The organism is Methylocystis parvus (assembly GCF_049675845.1).
GTDB lineage: Bacteria > Pseudomonadota > Alphaproteobacteria > Rhizobiales > Beijerinckiaceae > Methylocystis > Methylocystis parvus_A.
This window is the reverse complement of record NZ_CP187161.1, coordinates 962,063-979,548: the sequence shown is the minus strand read 5'-3', so window position 1 is coordinate 979,548 and position 17,486 is coordinate 962,063. Positions and strand designations below refer to the sequence as shown.

General features: G+C 65.1%; 16 protein-coding genes and 1 pseudogene. 16 read left to right on the top strand and 1 reads right to left on the bottom strand.

Features of this window, described 5'->3' with window-relative positions:
* Positions 1-51 precede the first annotated feature (51 nt).
* The 12 genes and pseudogenes from argS (at position 52) to glpD (ending at position 12,650) form a co-directional block, all read left to right on the top strand.
* A complete protein-coding gene (argS, locus tag ACPFMJ_RS05270; protein WP_424362799.1) occupies positions 52-1,833 on the top strand; it encodes an arginine--tRNA ligase in 1,782 nt (593 codons plus the stop codon).
* A gap of 78 nt (positions 1,834-1,911) precedes the next feature.
* Entirely contained in the window at positions 1,912-3,243 is a 1,332-nt protein-coding gene (locus ACPFMJ_RS05265) for an SPOR domain-containing protein (RefSeq protein WP_424362798.1), read from the top strand.
* Positions 3,244-3,358: 115 nt separating this feature from the next.
* Entirely contained in the window at positions 3,359-4,360 is a 1,002-nt protein-coding gene (nagZ, locus tag ACPFMJ_RS05260) for a beta-N-acetylhexosaminidase (RefSeq protein ID WP_424362797.1), read from the top strand.
* Positions 4,361-4,488: 128 nt separating this feature from the next.
* Positions 4,489-4,980 (top strand): hypothetical protein, encoded by a 492-nt coding sequence (locus ACPFMJ_RS05255; protein ID WP_424362796.1) that lies wholly within the window; start codon positions 4,489-4,491, stop codon positions 4,978-4,980.
* Positions 4,981-5,084: 104 nt separating this feature from the next.
* The gene (locus ACPFMJ_RS05250) at positions 5,085-5,753 is read left to right on the top strand and encodes a hypothetical protein (protein WP_424362795.1); all 669 of its coding nucleotides are present in this window, start codon (positions 5,085-5,087) and stop codon (positions 5,751-5,753) included.
* Between the two features lie 300 nt (positions 5,754-6,053).
* The gene (locus ACPFMJ_RS05245; protein WP_424362794.1) at positions 6,054-6,866 is read left to right on the top strand and encodes a segregation and condensation protein A; all 813 of its coding nucleotides are present in this window, start codon (positions 6,054-6,056) and stop codon (positions 6,864-6,866) included.
* A 12-nt stretch (positions 6,867-6,878) separates the two neighbouring features.
* Positions 6,879-7,628 carry an SMC-Scp complex subunit ScpB gene (gene scpB, locus ACPFMJ_RS05240; RefSeq protein WP_424362793.1) on the top strand — a complete coding sequence of 250 codons (750 nt, stop codon included), beginning with the start codon at positions 6,879-6,881 and terminating at the stop codon, positions 7,626-7,628.
* Between the two features lie 138 nt (positions 7,629-7,766).
* Complete coding sequence (locus ACPFMJ_RS05235) at positions 7,767-7,982, top strand: twin-arginine translocase TatA/TatE family subunit (RefSeq protein ID WP_424362792.1); 216 nt, start codon at positions 7,767-7,769, stop codon at positions 7,980-7,982.
* Positions 7,983-8,139: 157 nt separating this feature from the next.
* Positions 8,140-8,595 carry a Sec-independent protein translocase subunit TatA/TatB gene (locus ACPFMJ_RS05230; RefSeq protein WP_424362791.1) on the top strand — a complete coding sequence of 152 codons (456 nt, stop codon included), beginning with the start codon at positions 8,140-8,142 and terminating at the stop codon, positions 8,593-8,595.
* Positions 8,592-9,379 (top strand): annotated as a pseudogene (tatC, locus tag ACPFMJ_RS05225) (twin-arginine translocase subunit TatC). Before ACPFMJ_RS05230 ends, tatC begins: the two are co-directional and overlap by 4 nt.
* A 218-nt stretch (positions 9,380-9,597) precedes the next feature.
* Complete coding sequence (gene serS / locus ACPFMJ_RS05220; protein ID WP_424362790.1) at positions 9,598-10,932, top strand: serine--tRNA ligase; 1,335 nt, start codon at positions 9,598-9,600, stop codon at positions 10,930-10,932.
* Between the two features lie 257 nt (positions 10,933-11,189).
* The gene (gene glpD, locus ACPFMJ_RS05215) at positions 11,190-12,650 is read left to right on the top strand and encodes a glycerol-3-phosphate dehydrogenase (RefSeq protein ID WP_424362789.1); all 1,461 of its coding nucleotides are present in this window, start codon (positions 11,190-11,192) and stop codon (positions 12,648-12,650) included.
* A 205-nt stretch (positions 12,651-12,855) separates the two neighbouring features.
* On the opposite strand, the gene ACPFMJ_RS05210 is transcribed toward glpD, so the two are convergent.
* The gene (locus tag ACPFMJ_RS05210) at positions 12,856-14,580 is read right to left on the bottom strand and encodes an acyl-CoA dehydrogenase (RefSeq protein WP_424362788.1); all 1,725 of its coding nucleotides are present in this window, start codon (positions 14,578-14,580) and stop codon (positions 12,856-12,858) included.
* Between the two features lie 128 nt (positions 14,581-14,708).
* On the opposite strand from ACPFMJ_RS05210, the gene ACPFMJ_RS05205 reads away from it, so the two are divergent.
* The 4 genes from ACPFMJ_RS05205 to ACPFMJ_RS05190 all read left to right on the top strand — a co-directional run bounded on the left by ACPFMJ_RS05205 (position 14,709) and on the right by ACPFMJ_RS05190 (position 17,484).
* On the top strand, positions 14,709-14,933 hold the full coding sequence (locus tag ACPFMJ_RS05205) for an FmdB family zinc ribbon protein (protein WP_424362787.1): 225 nt from the start codon (positions 14,709-14,711) through the stop codon (positions 14,931-14,933).
* The gene (locus ACPFMJ_RS05200) at positions 14,930-15,802 is read left to right on the top strand and encodes an alpha/beta fold hydrolase (RefSeq protein WP_424362786.1); all 873 of its coding nucleotides are present in this window, start codon (positions 14,930-14,932) and stop codon (positions 15,800-15,802) included. The genes ACPFMJ_RS05205 and ACPFMJ_RS05200 overlap by 4 nt, the downstream gene beginning before the upstream one ends.
* Before the next feature lie 185 nt (positions 15,803-15,987).
* Positions 15,988-16,515, top strand: a complete 528-nt coding sequence (gene infC / locus ACPFMJ_RS05195; RefSeq protein WP_424362785.1) for a translation initiation factor IF-3 — start codon at positions 15,988-15,990, stop codon at positions 16,513-16,515.
* A gap of 192 nt (positions 16,516-16,707) precedes the next feature.
* Positions 16,708-17,484 carry a hypothetical protein gene (locus ACPFMJ_RS05190; protein WP_424362784.1) on the top strand — a complete coding sequence of 259 codons (777 nt, stop codon included), beginning with the start codon at positions 16,708-16,710 and terminating at the stop codon, positions 17,482-17,484.
* The last annotated feature ends 2 nt before the right edge of the window (positions 17,485-17,486 follow it).

Below are 17,486 nucleotides of genomic sequence, written 5' to 3'. Positions count from 1 at the left end.
CGCGCGGGGTCTGCTAGACCCGCGCGCGAAAACCTGTGCAGCCGGACCTCCATGAACATTTTCGACATCTTCCACGACCGCATCGCTTCGATCCTCGACGGCCTCCAGGCTGAGGGGCGCCTGCCGCCGCTCGACCTCGCGCGCTTCGTCGTCGAACCGCCGAAGGACGCGGCGCTGGGCGATCTCGCCTGCAACGCGGCCATGGTCTACGCCAAGGAAGCCAAGGCGAGTTTCGCCAATCCGCGCGAGCTGGCGGTGGCGATCTGCTATGCGCTGGCGGAATCGGAGGGGGTGGCGACGGCCGAGGTCGCCGGGCCGGGCTTCATCAACATCAGGCTGAAGCCCGAGATCTTTTCGCAGGTGCTGCGGGCTGCGTTGAACGCCCCCGAAAATTTCGGCCGCGTCGAAAAGGGCCGGGCCGGGGCGCTCCAGGGCAAGGTCAATGTCGAATATGTGTCCGCCAACCCCACTGGCCCGATGCATGTCGGCCATGGCCGCGGCGCGGTCTTCGGCGACGCGCTCGCCAATCTCCTCGCCTTTTCCGGCTGCGAGGTGACGCGCGAATATTACATCAACGACGCCGGCGCCCAGATCGAGGTGCTCGCCCGCTCCGCCTTCATGCGCTATCGCGAGGCGCTCGGCGAGACGATCACGATTCCCGAGGGGCTCTATCCCGGCGACTATCTCAAGCCCGTTGGCGCGGCGCTCGCCAAGGCGCATGGCGAGGCGCTGCTCGACAAGCCGGAGAGCGAGTGGCTGCCGATCGTCAAGGACGCGGCCATCGACGCCATGATGGACATGATCCGCGACGACCTCGCCGCGCTCAACATCCGTCATGAGGTCTTCTTTTCCGAGCGCACCCTGCACGACGCCTCAAACGGCCCGTCCAGGATCGACGCGGCGATCGAATGGCTGCGCGGGAAAGGGCTCGTCTATGAAGGCCGCCTGCCGCCGCCCAAGGGCCAGTTGCCCGACGATTGGGAGGACCGCGAGCAGACGCTGTTCCGTTCTACGGATTTCGGCGACGACGTCGACCGCGCGCTGAAGAAGTCCAACGGCTCGCCGACCTATTTCGCCGCCGACATCGCCTATCACAAGTACAAGATCGACCGCGGCTTCGACACGCTCGTCGACGTCTGGGGCGCCGACCATGGCGGCTATGTGAAGCGCATGGGCGCCGCCGTCGCCGCGCTTTCCGACAGGAAAGTCTCGCTCGACGTGAAGCTCTGCCAGCTCGTGAAGCTGATGCGCAATGGCGAGCCGGTGAAGATGTCGAAGCGCGCGGGCGATTTCGTCACGCTGCGCGAAGTCGTGGACGAAGTCGGCGTCGACGCCGTTCGCTTCATGATGCTTTATCGCAAGAACGATGCGCCGCTCGATTTCGACCTCTCCAAGGTCATCGAGCAGTCTAAGGACAACGCCGTCTTCTATGTGCAGTACGCCCATGCGCGGGCCAAATCCGTCCTGCGCCAGGCCCTGGCGGCGTTCCCCGATCTCGACGCGTCGCTCTCGGCGCTCTCAAAAGCGAAGCTGGAGCTGCTCACGGACGAGGGCGAATTGCAGCTCGCACGCATGATCGCTCAATATCCGCGCGCGATCGAGGCGGCGGCGGCGGCCCATGAGCCGCATCGCGTCGCTTTCTATCTCCATGAGTTGTCGAGCGTCTTCCACGCCCATTGGAACCGCGGCAAAGATCAGCCACAATTACGCTTTGTTAATGCAACAGAGAGAGAGTTAACGAGCGCCCGGGTCGCTTTGGTTTTATCCTTAACCGTCGTCCTGGGGTCGGGCCTGAGACTTCTCGGCGTGAGCGCCCCCGACGAAATGCGTTGACGCGTGAACTTCGGCCGTCGGCCCCCGCGCGACGCTTGACGATAAGCTCCGCCAACGGGAAGACCACCGAGGTATATCATGCGTGAATCGTCCGTCAGAGGCCCCGCCATCGACCTCTCGGAATTCGAGCGGCGCATGCGGGGAGGGGAGCCGCCCAAGGCCGCCCCGAAAGCCGATCCGTTGAGCGAACTCGCCCGGCTGATGCAGGGTGAGCCGGCCGAGGCCGATCCTTATCGCGAATTGCTGCCCGATCCGCGTCCCCAGCGCGCCGCCCCGCAGGCGCAGCCCGCTTCCTCCTGGGACGCGCATCTGCGCGGCTCCTACGATGCGCCGCCGCCGGTCCCCTCGGAGCCGGCGCCCCATTACGACGACAGTCACGGCCACCAGCATTACGCCGAGCACAACGTGGCCTATGGACAGGATCATGGCCACGCCGAGCATGGCTATTCCGAGCATGGCTATTCCGACCAGCAATATGACCAGGCCTATCATGGCGGCGCCGAGGGCGGCTGGGGCGACGACGCCCAATATCTCGACTACGGGGACGAGGATGGGCTTGAAGGCGACGAGCGCGGCGCCGGCATTCGCAAATATCTGCGCCCCTGGCACGCAGTGGCGGCGATCGCCGTCGTCGCGGTCGGCAGCATCGCCTGGGGCTTCATGCACCGAAATGGCGGCGGTTCGTCCAAGGACATCGCTGTCATCAACGCGCCCGAGGGGCCGGTGAAGGTCAAGCCGAGCGCGGACGCCGATCAGGACGCGCCGAACGCCAGCGGCGCCGCCGTGCTGGACCGCAAGGACCCGACGCCGGTCAAGCAGGTCGTCACCCATCAGGAGCAGGCGGTCGATCCAACCGTCGCGCCCAAGGTTGTGAAGCTCGGCAACGGCCCGGTCGATGCGCCGCACGAGCCCGCGCTTGGCGCGCAGCCCAAGAAAGTGAAGACCGTCACGGTGCGCCCCGACGGCAGCCGCGTCGAGGACGCAGGGGTGCCTCCGGCGGTGGCCAGGAACGCCGCTCCAGCCCCGGCCGATCCGGCGCTCGCCAAGGGCGCGACGCCGAAACCCGAGGCCAGGACCGTCACGACGCCTGTCGCCAAGCCAAAGCCCGCGCCCAAGGTCGCCGCGACCGAACCTCCGGCTGCGGAAGAGGCCGAGACGGCTGCGCCGGCTGCTTCTTCGAGCGGTAATTACGCCGTGCAGTTCGGCGCCGCCGGCAGCGAGGAAGAGGCGCGGAACCTGCTGAAGACGGTCTCCGCCAAATATGGCGTCAAGGCTACCTTCAAGCCCGCCAAGGTCGGCGACAAGACGGTCTATCGCGTTCGCGTCGCCGGGGTGAGCAAGGACTCGGCGAACGCGATCTGCAATAAGGTCAAGGCGTCTGGCGGCAACTGTTTCGTCGCGGGGAACTGACCGCTCGCAGGACCACGAAACCTGAGGCGGCCCGGAGCGATCCGGGCCGCTTCGTTTTTGCGGGTTGGAGAGGGCGGCTATTCTCTTCCCAAACCGCCTGCGATTCGGAGCAGACATGCGCGCCTTCATCTGCGGCCTGAAAGGCCTTTCCCTCGACGCCGAAGAGCGCGCCTTTCTGCGCGACGCCGCGCCATGGGGCGTCATCCTCTTTCGGCGCAATGTCGACACCCGCGAACAGGTGGCGCGACTGACTGCCGACCTGCGCGACGCGCTCGGCCGACATGCGCCGGTGCTGGTCGATCAGGAAGGGGGCCGCGTGCAACGGCTCAATACGCCCAACTGGCGCGCCTATCCCAGCGCCGCGCGTTTCGAGGCGGCGGGCGCCGACGAGGATCGGGCGGCGCGGCTCGCCTGGCTCGGCGCACGGCTCATGGCGCATGACCTGCGCGAGGTGGGGATCGACGTCGATTGCCTGCCGGTGCTCGACGTGCCGGCGGAGGGCTCGCACGCCATCATCAGCGACCGCGCCTATAGCCGCGATCCCGCCCGCGCCGCCAAGATCGGCCGCGCCGCCGCCGAAGGACTGATGGCCGGCGGCGTCGCCCCGGTGATGAAGCACATCCCCGGCCACGGCCGCGCGAAGGCCGACAGCCATCTGGAGCTCCCTGTCGTCGATGCGCCGCGTTCGGAGCTCGAGGCCGTCGATTTCCCTCCGTTCACGGCGAACGCCGACCTGCCCATGGCGATGAGCGCCCATGTCGTCTACACGGCGATCGATCGCACGGCGCCTGGCACGCAGTCGAAGACCGTGGTGGGCGAGATCATCCGCGGCCTCATCGGCTTCGACGGCCTGCTGATGACCGACGACCTTTCCATGAAGGCGCTGACCGGCAGTTTCCGCGAGCGCGCGGAACGCGCCATCGCCGCGGGTTGTGACATGGTCCTGCATTGCAATGGCGACCTCGCGGAGGCCGCGCCGGTGGCCGAGGGCGCGCCGCTCTTGTCTGGCAAGGCGCTGGAGCGCGCCGAAAAGGCGCTCGCCTGCGTGCGGGAGATCGAGGCTTTCGACATTGCGGCGAGCCTCGCCGAGTTCGAGGCGGCGATGGCGGTCGCCTGAGCATTAAACTTTTATAAATGCTATATTTTTTCGTCACAATCCTGGCGTTCCATTGCGCGCGCGGACCCGGTTTCCAACACCGCGCCCGCTTCCAGGCGTGATTAGAGATATTTTCGAGGAGAACTAATATGCGTTCAGCCTATAATCGTATTTTACAATCGCTCACCGTCGCGGCGATGTGCATTCTTGCTTCTGGCGCAATGGCCGATGGGGGGCGCACATGCTCCTTGTCGACCCTCAAAGGCGCTTACGGAGCCAAGCTCAACGGCGTCGTTCAGGTCCCGTCCTTGCCTGAACGCAAGATCAACGCCGTTGCGAAGCTCACCTTTAACGGCGCCGGCGCCTTCGATGCGAGCTTCATCGGCCGGATCAATGGCGATCCGCTGGCGCCCTCTACGATCACGGCGGGCCTCTACAGCGTCAACGCCGATTGCACGGGGATCCTCGAGCTGACGCAGGTCTTCAAGAATTTCAACAATGTTCAGGCGGCTTTCGTCATCGTCGAGCAGGGCGGTGAACTGTTTTTCGTCGTCAATGCGGCCCCGCCGCCCGCCAATCCGGCCATCATCCAGATCGACGGCGAGGCGGATCGGATCAACGGCGGTGGCGAACGCCGCTGATCAGCCTTCAGCGAGGGGCGCGAATCGCCGTGCCCCTCGCTCTTTCGCAGAGCGCAAGCAAAGGTCTTCCAGCGCGCAATAAACCTGTCTCGAAAGAGCATGACGTGAATTACTGGCATATTGTCGGCGACAGTCACATCCGAGCGTTTCGACATGCTTCGAATGTCGGTTTGATCAATAGCCCCTGTGTGTTTACCGAAGTCGGCGGAGCGACGGCGGTCGGGCTCCGCAATCCGAACGCGCTCACCGACGCGGTGAGCGTTTTCAGAGCTTCATTATTGCCGCGCGCAACCGGAGCACGACCGGTAATTCACTTGGGAGAGGTCGATTGCGGCTTTGTCATCTGGTACAGGGCCAAAAAATACAGTGAGAGCATCGACTCCCAATTCGAGCAATCCATCGCCGGCTACATCGGCTTTGTCGACGAACTGCTAGGCGATGGCTACTCGACTGTCGTGATCTCGGGCGCAACGCTGCCAACTATTTTAGATGGACAGGATTGGGGCGAAGTCGCGAATGCAAGGCGAGAAGTGACGGCGACGCTCGTGCAGAGAACGGAATTGACTTTGGCCTATAATGAGCGGCTTCGCGCGGCAGCTGATCTGCGATCTCTTCCTTTCATCGACATATCTCATTCGACGCTCGATGAAAAAACCAAAGTCGTTGCTGAGCGTTTTCGCAATCCGGATCCGACGGACCATCATCTCGATCCGGTAGAGGCAGGCGCGCTCTGGGCAATGGAGTTGAACCGGGTGGACGACCGTTTTGCGTGATCGTCGCGCAACAACGATCTTTGCGAGACGCCGTTGCCCTCCCGGATGGATTGTCCGGTCGACTATTCCGGATGGCAAAAACGAGCGCGATCTTCGCCTTTGCCAGCCGCTCCTTCTGCCCCTCGCGCGCCTGATGCCGCCGTGCGTCTACGGAGAGTAGCTGGCCGAGTTATCCACCCCTCTATCTTGTGGATGGAGCCCGCAGCGGCACCGACGCGCTTGCGGGGGCGCCATAAAGCGACCAATCTCCGGGCGTCATGGTGAATAGTCCGTAAACGGGCTTGAGTCGCCGGAGAATCAATGGCTCAGGAACTGTCATTCGATCTGTCGGAGGAACCGCGCGAGGAGGGCGAGGCCTTTCTCGTGGACCTCGACGGATTCGAAGGGCCGCTCGACTTGCTGCTCGAACTGGCGCGCCGCCAGAAAGTCGATCTCTCCCGCATCTCCATTCTCGCGCTTGCCGAGCAATATCTGGCCTTTATCGAGGCGGCGCGGCGGGTGCGGCTGGAGCTGGCGGCCGATTATCTCGTGATGGCGGCCTGGCTCGCCTTCCTGAAATCCCGCCTGCTGCTGCCCGAGCCGCCCAAGAACAGCGACGAGCCCTCGGCGGCCGACCTCGCCGCCGCGCTCGCCGAGCGGCTCAGGCGGCTGGAGCTGATTCGCCTCGCCGCGGACAGGCTGACCCAGCGCGGGCGCCTCGGGCGGGACATGTTCCTGCGCGGCGGCCCGGAGGGTCTGGAGACGATCTCGCAGGCCCGCTATCAGGCGAGCCTTTTCGACCTCCTGTCGGCCTATGCCCGCCAGCGGCAGAAGACCGCGGTCACGCGCGTCGTTCTGCGGCAGCGCGCCGTCTGGTCGCTCGCCGAGGCGCGCGAGGCGCTGGAGCGGCTCGCGGGCGTCGCGGCGGAATGGACCGTGCTCGACGATTATCTGCTGCAATACTGCGTGGACTTGCAGACCGCGCGCACCGTCCGCGCCTCGTCCTTCTCCGCCTCGCTGGAGATGGTGCGCGAGGGCCATTTCGACATTCGGCAGGATCGCCCCTTCGCGCCGCTCTGGCTGCGCCGCCGGACGGAACGCCCGCCAGTGCCCGCCGCAGAGACTCTCTTTTAAGGAGGACGCGCATTGGCGCAGCCCGCGGAAAAAATCGAACTCTTCGACGTCAACAGCGACGAGGCGCTGGCCCGTAACGAGGTCGCCCTTCGCGAGGCCGAACGCATTGTCGAGGCGATGCTCTTCGCCTCGGCGGAACCGCTCGACGAGGCCGAGATGACCCGGCGCGTCTCCGACGAGGTCGAGCTGGCGCACGTGCTGGAGCGGCTCAAGGCGCATTATTCCAATCGCGGCGTGAACCTCACCCGCGTCGGCGCCAAATGGTTCTTCCGCACGGCTGCGGATCTCAACTGGATCCTCGCCCGCGAGCAGGTCGAGGAGAAGAAGCTCTCCCGCGCCGCGCTGGAAACGCTGGCCATCATCGCCTACCACCAGCCGGCGACCCGCGCGGAGATCGAGGAAATCCGCGGCGTCGCCATTTCCAAGGGCACGCTCGACACGCTGCTGGAGACCGGCTGGATCCGCCTGCGCGGTCGCCGCAAGGCGCCGGGCCGGCCGATCACCTATGGCACGACCGACAGCTTCCTGATGCATTTCGGGCTGGAGCAGATCGGCGACCTGCCGGGCCTGGACGAGCTCAAGGCGGCGGGGCTGTTCGACGGCCGCCTGCCCAAGGGCTTCGGCGTGCCGCAGCCCTCCGACGACATTACCCTGCGGGACGACGAGGACCCGCTGGAGGACGACGCCCCGCAGGCGCTGGAGATGGACTTCCCCGAAGAGCCGGAGCCTGTCGAGGCGCCGGAGGCTCTGAACGACGACTGAAGAGCCCCTCTCTCCCGTAGCGGGGAGACAGGATTAACGCCACCTCTCAGAACCGATCATTCCGGTAGTCTGTCGCCTTGTTTTTGAGCCCCGGGCCGCATAGGTTCGCGAGAGTTCTCGCATTCGGAGGTTCCCGCCATGGGCGGTTTGTCGATCTGGCACTGGATCATCGTCGGCGGCGTGGTGTTCATCCTGTTCGGCGGCAAGTTCAAGATCTCCGACGTGATGGGCGACGTCGCCAAGGGCATCAAGGCCTTCAAGAAGGGCATGGCCGAGGACGAGGTCGCCGAGGCGGCGAAGCCCGAGACCCGCGCCATCGAGGGCGACAAATCGGCCGACGGCAAACAGGTTTAACAAGGGAGGCGTTTTCTCCTCCCTGTCTCTCCCCCGAAAGCGGGAGAGGGAACACTCGCGATCAGCGCGCTCGATGAAGGCCACGATCTACCCCCCTCTCCCGCGAAGCGGGGGAGGGCTGGGGAGGGGGCTTCAGGCCATCCGCCCGGACCAGGACATGTTCGATCTCGACCCCGGCAAACTCATCGTCATCGGCATTGTCGCGCTCATCGCGATACCGTCGAAGGATTTGCCGCGCGTGCTGCGCACGCTGGGGCAGGTGACCGGCCGCATGCGCCGCATGGCCTCGGAGTTCCAGGGCCAGTTCATGGAGGCCATGCGCGAGGCGGAACTCGCCGATCTCAAGAAGGAGATCGAGGAGACGAACCGCTCCATCATGTCGAGCGCGAAGCTCGACGGCGCCTTCGACCCGATGACCGAGGTGAAGAAGCAGATCACGAAGGCGATAGAGGGCGAGCCCAAGGCTGAGAAATCCGCCGAGGTGGCGAAGGAAGACGATCCGGACGATGTGACGGCGGCCTTCGGGGCCGCGCCGGCGCCCGAGCCTTCCGGGCCGCCAGACGCGCAGGGCGCCAGCGAGGCGCAGGAACCGGCGGAGAAGCCCAAGGAATGAACGAGGCCGACGAAGCGGAAATCGAAGCCTCAAAGGCCCCGCTGATCGAACATCTGATGGAATTGCGCGAGCGCCTGATCAAGGCGCTGCTCGCGTTCCTCGCGATGTTCGTGCTGTCCTTCTTCTTCGCCAAGGACATCTACAACATCCTCGTCATCCCCTATACGCAGGTCGCGGGGCCCGAGGCGAAGCTGATCTACACGGCGCCGCAGGAATATTTCTTCACGCAGATCAAGGTCGCGCTCTTCACGGCGGCTTTCCTGTCCTGCCCCGTCGTCTTCTCGCAGCTCTACGCCTTCGTCGCGCCTGGCCTGTATCGCCATGAGCGCGCGGCGTTCCGGCCCTATCTCTACGCGACGCCTATCTTTTTCGCGGTCGGCGCGCTGGTGGTCTATTTCCTCGTCATGCCCAATCTGCTGCATTTCTTCATCGGGATGCAGCAGGCGAACGAACCGGGCAAGGCGCAGATCGAGCTCTTGCCGCGCGTTTCGGAATATCTCTCCTCATCATGACGCTGGTGCTCGCCTTCGGCGTCGTCTTCCAGATGCCGGTGATTCTCACGCTGCTCGGGCAGGTGGGCATCGTCTCTTCCGAGTTTCTGAGAGAAAAGCGCCGTTACGCCATCGTCATCGTCTTCGTCGTCGCGGCGATCCTCACGCCGCCGGACGTCTTCTCGCAACTCGCTTTGGCGCTGCCGGGCATGCTGCTTTACGAGGCGTCGATCTATTCCGTGCGCATGGTCGAGAAGAAGCGGGCCGAGCAGGAAGCGGCGGCGCAGGAATAAGCGACATCTCGTCGGCTTGACCCCCTTTCGCGGCTGCGAGACAAAGGCGCCCGAACAGCCCGCCGTCATGGCCGGGCCTGTCCCGGCCATCCACGCCGAGAGGCTTCTGCCATCTCTCCGCATGTCGTTACAGCGGCGCCGCGTGGATGCCCGGCACAAGGCCGGGCATGACGGGTTGAGCATTTTGCCTGTTACTTCCCTCCGCGCGGTAGCCCGACATGTACGACATCAAATGGATTCGCGATAACGCCGAGACCTTCGACAATGGCCGCAAGCGCCGCGGGCTGGAGCCTCTGTCGGCGCAGCTTCTCGCGCTCGACGACGCGCGCCGTGCGGCGATCGCCGGGTTGCAGCAGGCGCAGGAGCGCCGCAACGCCGCCTCGAAGGAGATCGGCGCGGCGATGAAGGCGGGCGACAACGCCAGGGCCGAAGCGCTCAAGGCGGAAGTCGCGCAGATCAAGGAAAACTGGCCGTCTCTGGAAGAGGCCGAGCGCTACGCCGTCGCCGAGCTTGAAAACGCGCTGTCGAGCATTCCGAACACGCCGCTCGACGCTGTGCCGGACGGCAAGGACGAGCATGACAATGTCGAGGCGTTGCGCTGGGGCGAGCCGCGCAAATTCGACTTCACGCCGAAGGAGCATTTCGAGATCGGCGAGGGCCTGAGCCTCATGGATTTCGAAGTCGCCGCCAAGCTGTCGGGCGCGCGCTTCGTCGTCAACAAGGGCGCGCTCGCGCGGCTGGAACGCGCGCTCGCGCAATTCATGCTCGATCTGCATACGAGCGATCATGGCTATGTCGAGGTTGCGCCGCCGCTGCTGGTGCGCGACGACGCCATGTTCGGCACGGCGCAACTGCCGAAGTTTCGAGAGGATCAGTTCTCCGTCACGGCGGGGCGCCAGAGCGGGCAGCCGGATCCCACCGCGGAACCGCTGATGCCGGCGGCGGATTACTGGCTCATCCCCACCGCCGAAGTGCCGCTGACCAACCTCGTGCGCGAAACGATCCTGGATGAGTCCTATCTGCCCATGCGCATGACCGCCGGCACCTATTGCTTCCGCGCGGAAGCGGGCGCAGCCGGCAAGGACACGCGCGGCATGATCCGCCAGCACCAGTTCTACAAGGTGGAGCTCGTCTCCATCACGACGCCCGAGCAGTCGCTCGAGGAACATGAGCGCATGACCGGCTGCGCCGAGAAGATCCTGCAGGCGCTGGAGCTGCCCTATCGCAAGGTCACGCTCTGCACGGGCGACATGGGCTTCGCCTCGCAGAAGACCTACGATCTCGAAGTCTGGCTGCCGGGGCAGGGGAAGTATCGCGAGATTTCCTCCTGCTCGGTCTGCGGCGACTTCCAGGCGCGCCGCATGAACGCCCGCTCGCGCGGCCCGGACGGCAAGCCGCGTTTCGTGCACACGCTCAACGGCTCCGGCGTCGCGGTCGGCCGCGCCATGGTGGCGGTGCTGGAGAATTATCAGGAAGCCGACGGCTCGGTGACGATCCCGCTGGTCCTGCGGCCCTATATGGGCGGGCTGACGAAGATCGAGCGGAAGGGGTAATAACCGCTTCCCTTAAAGTCGGTCTGACGACCCTCGTGCTTCGAGACGCCTACTTCGCAGGCTCCTCAGCATGAGGGGCTCCTTCTTGCTGCGCCGAGCACTTAGGCCTCATCCCGAGGAGCGAGCGCAGCTCGCGTCTCGAAGGACGAGGCCGCCTCGGAGGTTTTTCGGCAAGCTGCGGAAGGCTTTAAAGCAGCCTTCCTTGCGTCCGCCGGCCCCTTCCTTAGATTGAGCATGAGCGGGAGCGGGCGGCGCGCATGTTATACGATCTTCTGATCATCGGCGGCGGCATAAATGGCTGCGCGATTGCACGCGACGCGGCGGGGCGGGGGCTTTCGGTGCGCCTCGTCGAGCAGAATGATCTTGCGAGCGGCACGTCCTCCGCCTCGACGAAGCTCATCCATGGCGGCCTGCGCTATCTCGAACTCTACGAGTTCCGGCTGGTGCACGAGGCGCTGGCCGAACGCGAGCTACTGCTCGCCGCCGCGCCGCATATCATCTGGCCGCTGAAATTCGTGCTGCCGCACGAGAAGGGTCTGCGCCCCGTCTGGATGCTGCGGCTCGGACTTTTTCTCTACGACCACCTCGCGCGCCGCAAGCGGCTCGAGGGTTCGCATATGGTCTCGCTCAAAGGCAACGCGCTCGGCGCGCCTTTGCGCGAGAGCTACAATGTCGGCTTCACTTACGCCGATTGCTGGGTCGAGGACTCGCGCCTTGTCGTCCTCAACGCGCTCGACGCCAAGGAGCGCGGCGCGACGATCACCGTGGGAACGCGACTGACCCGGGCTAGGCGCGAGGACGGGCGTTGGATCGCGACGTTGGAGGGCGGCCCGGAAATCGAGGCGCGCGCATTGGTCAACGCGGCGGGGCCCTGGGTTTCGGAAGTGATCGAAGGCGCTCTGCACGCGCATTCGCGCAAGCATGTGCGGCTCGTGAAGGGCTCGCATCTCGTCGCGCGCAAGCTCTATGAGGGCGAACACGCATACATCCTGCAAAATCCAGATGGCCGCATCGTCTTCGCGATCCCTTACGAGCATGACTTCACGCTCATCGGCACAACGGATGTTCCTTATGAGGGTGCGCCGGGCGGTGTGTCGATCAGCGAGGCTGAAACCGATTACCTGATGGAGTCGGCCAACCATTTCCTCCGAAAGCCCGTTGCGCGCGGCGACATCGTCTGGAGCTATTCGGGCCTTCGCCCGCTTTACGACGACGGCTCGCTGAACGCGTCCGTCGTCACGCGCGATTACGCCTTCGATCTCGACGCGCCCGAGGGCGCCGCGCCGGTTCTTTCCGTCTTCGGCGGCAAGATCACCACCGCGCGGCGTCTCGCCGAACATGCGCTGGATGATCTGCGGGATTTCCTGCCGCCGCATGGCGAGGCTTGGACGCAGGGCGCGGTGTTTCCGGGCGGCGACATGGAGTTTGACGAGTATCTGGTGAGTCTGAAGGCCGAGAGGCCGTTTCTGGGCGACGCGCTCGCGCTGCGCCTTGCGCGCGCTTACGGAACCCGCGCCGAGCGCTTCCTAAAGGCGGCGCATTCGACGGCGGATTTGGGTCGCGATTTCGGCTGCGGGTTTACCGAAGCGGAGCTGCGTTATCTCGCCGAGAATGAGTGGGCGCGGAAGGCGGACGATGTTTTGTGGCGGCGCTCGAAACTGGGACTGCATATGAGCGCGGAAGAGCAGGGGGCTTTGCGGGCGTTCATGGGTGGATAGCCGCCTCCCCAACCCTCCCCCGCTTCGCGGGAGAGGGGGCAGATCGTCGCCCTCACCGGGAATGCCGGAAACCCCCTCTCCCCGCTTGCGGGGAGAGGGCTGGGGTGAGGGGCGGGCCGCACGCATGGCTCTTTGGGAACGTTGAGGCGGACGCCTCTCCCCTCACCCTAACCCTCTCCCCGTTGCACGGGGAGAGGGAATGCGATCACCCCCCAAACCACCCGCTGCCTTCCGTCACGGACTTCGCCCCTTCCATCACAACCCTCGCCAGCCCCGGCGCCGCAACGGCGATGTTCTTCGCGAAGAAATGCGCCAGCGTGTCATAGCGTGCCGCGTTGTGATCGCCGGCCTGACGCGCGACCCGCGCGCCTTTCTCCAGAAGCGTAGCGCCGCGCGCGAACGCGAAGAGGCGCAGATAGGGCGTGGCGCCGGCGAGCGCTTCGCTCGGCGCGGATTTCATTGCGCCGGCTAGATAGTCGCTCGCTTTCGCAAACGCCTCCACCGCTTCAGCGACCGCCGCATAATTGCTCTCGCGCGCAATGGCGCGCATGTCCTCGATCTCGCGCTTCAGCGCCGCGCCGCCGCTCATCGGCAATTTGCGGCCGACGAGGTCGATGGCCTGAATGCCATTCGTGCCTTCATAGATCGCGCAGATGCGCGCGTCGCGCATGAGCTGGGCGACGCCCGTCTCCTCAATATAGCCCATGCCGCCATGGACCTGCACGGCGAGCGACGTCACTTCATTGCCAATATCGGTCGAGAAAGCCTTGGCGACGGGGGTGAGCAGGCTCGCCCGCTCATCCGCTTCCTTCGCCTTCGCGGCGTCGTCTGAGCGATGCGCGCGGTCGAGCGACGCGGCTGTCTCGAAGCAGATCATGCGCGCCGCCATCGTCAGGCTCGCCATGGTGAGCAGCATGCGCTGCACGTCGGGATGCGCGATGATGGCGCTTGTTTCAGAGGCGCCGATCGCGCGTCCCTGCTTGCGCTCGCGCGCATATTCGAAGGCCGCCTGCGTCGCGCGCTCGGCCAGCGCCACGCCCTGCAGTCCCACATTGAGGCGCGCATTGTTCATCATCGTGAACATGCAGGCGAGGCCGTTATTTTCCTCGCCGATCAGGAAGCCGATGGCGTCCTCATAGGCCATGGTGCAGGTCGGCGACGCATGGATGCCGAGCTTGTGTTCGACGCCGACGCAGCGCACGGCATTGCGCCGCGTGAAGGCTCCTTTTTCGTCCGGGAGAAATTTCGGCACAAGGAAAAGTGAAATGCCTTTCACGCCGGCCGGCGCGTCGGGCAGGCGTGCGAGCACGAGATGGATGATGTTGTCGGCGAGATCGTGCTCGCCATAGGTGATGAAGATTTTCTGGCCCGTGAGGCGATAGGAGCCGTCGCTGTTTCGCTCGGCGCGCGAGCGCAGCAGCGCGAGGTCTGTGCCCGCCTGCGGCTCGGTGAGATTCATCGTCCCGGTCCATTCGCCGCTGACGATCTTCGCGAGATAGGCGTCCTTCAGCGCGGTGGCGGCGTGCGTCTCCAGCGCCTCGATGGCGCCGTGCGACAGCAGCGGGCAGAGGGCGAAGGAGATGTTCGCCGCGTTCCAGATTTCCGTGCAGGCGGCGTTGAGCAGAGCGGGCAGGCCAAGCCCGCCATATTCCGGATCGGCGGAGATGGCGTTCCAGCCGCCGTCGCGCCAGGCCGCGTAAGCCTCGCGCCAACCGGGCGCGGTGATCACGGCGCCGTCGACGAGCTTCACGCCGGTTCGATCACCGATCCGGTCGAGCGGCAGAAGTTGGCCTTCCGCGAATTTGGCTGCTTCATTCAGGGTCTGCTCGCCGACGCCGCCAGCGATGTCCGCATAAATCCCACCGGCGTCCGCGCCTGCGGCGAGGCGCAGCGTGAAGAGAATATCCTGGAGCGGAGCGCGATAGGTCATGGGGTCTCTCGAAGCGGGTTCGTCGTAATCAATCTAGTGCGCATTGGCGCGGCGCGGGCGGTCCCGCTTTGCCGCGGCGCAGCGAGGGCGTAACATAGGCATGTTGATTTTCCACCCCGTGAGAGACCATGCCCCTCTACGCCTTTCGCTGCCAGGACTGCGCCCATGAATTCGAGACGCTGGCGCGTTTCGAGGAGACGCCGCAATGCCCCGCTTGCGGCGCGAGCCATGTCGAGCGCCAGCTCTCGCTGATCGCCAAGCCGGCTCCCGGCGGAGACGCTGGCGCGGGCGAGAGCTGCGCCGCCATGTCGGGCGGAACTCCCTGTCCGAGTTGCCCGGCGCTCGCCGGTTGACGCGCGAGGAAGCCCTTCTCGGCGCCCGCCGCATTTTCATTCCGGCCAATGGCCTGACTTTCGAGGTTTTCGAGGCCGGGGAGGGGGAGCGGCTCGCTTTGCTGCTCCACGGGTTCCCCGAACATGCCGTGATGTGGCGCCATCTCGTGGCCCCGCTCGTCGCAAAGGGTTATCGCGTCTGGGCCGTGAATCAGCGCGGCTATGGCGGAACGGATCAGCCGGCCGGCAAGGAGAACTATTCGCTCTTGGCCCTGACCGGGGACGTGGCCGCGCTCATCGACGCCGCCGGGGCGGGGTCGGTGACGCTGATCGGGCATGATTGGGGCGGGATGATCGCCTGGGTCGTCGCCATCCGGAAGCTGCGGCCCCTGGAAAAACTCGTTTTCATCAACATCTCGCATCCGCTCTGTTTCAGGCGGGCGTTCGGTAGCCTCTCGCAAAAGCTGCGCTCGGCCTATGTCGCCGTTTTTCAAATCCCGGGCTTTCCGGATTGGCTGCTGTCCGTCGGGCGCGGGTTCCTGACCGCCGCGATGATCCGTCAGGCGGCGGGTCGCGCCAGCGCGGTCCCGGCCGACGTCATGGACGTCTATCGCGACAATGCCGCCGCTCCGGGCGGGGCGACGGCGATGCTCAATTGGTATCGGCAGGCGGCGCATGACCTGGCGCGGGCGCGGGATCTCTCCGAGCCAGTGGAGATTCCGACGCTGATCGTCTGGGGATTGGACGATGTCGCCCTGGGCGTCGCCTGCCTGGATGGAACCGACCGCTACGTCCCCGGCGTGAGAATCGAGAGGCTGGCGGGCGTGAGCCATTTTTCGCCCGAGGACGCGCCGGCCAAGGTTGCGGCGCTCATCGATGATTTCCTTTAATTCGGACTTCCGGGGGAATAATGCCCCAACGGCCGATTTGGCCAGTTGACATGCCGCGCTTTCGTGTAAATCTCCCGTACTTCGGATTTCCCTCCGGGAAGTCCCCTATGCGCGCGTCGCGCGCTGACTTTAATCAAGGCCGAGATTTTCGGTCTCGCAAAGGAGAATGATCCATTCGCAGGCCAATGAAGAGCACCGCGGCGCCGCAAAAGGAAGGCCCGCGCACCAACCGAGAGATTCGCGCGCGTGAAGTGCAATTGATCGATTCCGAAGGCAAGAATCACGGCGTCGTCCAATTGCTGGACGCGCTGAACATCGCCGAACAGGCCGGGCTCGATCTTGTCGAGATCGCGCCGAACTCGGTTCCCCCCGTCTGCAAGATCCTGGACTACGGTCGCTTCCGCTTCGCCGAGCAGAAGAAGGCCGCCGAGGCCCGCAAGAAGCAGAAGGTGGTCGAGGTCAAGGAAATCAAGCTGCGCCCCGGCATCGATGAGCACGACTACGGCGTGAAGATGAAGGCGGTCCAGCGCTTTTTCGAGGAAGGCGACAAGGTCAAGGTGACGCTTCGCTTCCGCGGCCGCGAAATCGCCCACCAGGATATCGGCTACCGACTCATGACTCGGGTGAAGACGGAGACCGCGACTGTTGCTAAGGTCGAGCTTGAGCCGTCCATGGAAGGCCGGCAAATGGTGATGGTTCTGGCGCCGAGATAAGGCGCTCTGCTCGTCGGACGCCGCCGGCGGGCTCGGAAGGGGTTGGGCTTGCCGATGTCGACTGCGCCGTCCTGGACAAATTTAACTCGGGCGGCCGCCGGGGCGATGTCGGCCGCGCTGCTATGCGCCGCTGCGCCTGTTAAGGCTCAGCTTGCGCTGCCGGGCGCGGTTGCGCCGACCCCGGAGGGGACAGTGACCTCTCCGACGCCGAAACCGAAGAAAAAAGTCAGCAGCGGCGAAATGGGCGCGGCGCGCGGCCCGATCGTGATGCCCAAGGCGCCCTCCGAAGACACGATCGTCGGCAAGACGCTGAAGCTCGACGGCGCTGGCAGCGCCATCGAATTTTCGCGGGCCGGAACGGAACTTCAGGTCGCGAAACTTACCCTCTCGGGCGACCGCCTGTCGCGTTCCGGCGAGGAATGCCGCGTCGACGTCGCCGGCATGCCGCTTAAGCTGACGCCGCAAAACAGCGGCTCGGGCCTGCGGCGCTATCAGATCAATTTCCCGGCCTGTCCCTTCACGCTCGACGTGCTCGACGGCGCCGTCCTCGTGACGAATGAGGGCAAGGCCTGCGAGATCAAGGTCGCGGATTGCCGCGCCGACCCCAGCGGCCTCTGGGGCATGGCCGAAAGCGAGTTCGACCCGAAGAAGGCCGAGGAAATGCTCGGCGCCCGCGCCAAGGTCGAGAAGAATGTGCGCGCCGATTTCCGCGAGCTCTACCAGCGCAACAGCAAAGACAAGCTGGTGCGCAATTTCGTTGTGAAGGAGCAGGCGGGCTTCTCCTCCTGGCGCGAGGAAGTCTGCCGCAATTACGCGAAGGAATCGGACTTCGGCTATTGCGCCCTGCGCCTGACCGAGGCCCGCACCATCGTACTCGGCGCCCAGCTCGCTGGCGGCGTGAAGCTGCCCGAAGGCTATGCGGAAGCTGCGGCGGCCGAGGAAGCGGCGGCGAAGACCAAGAAAAAATAGGG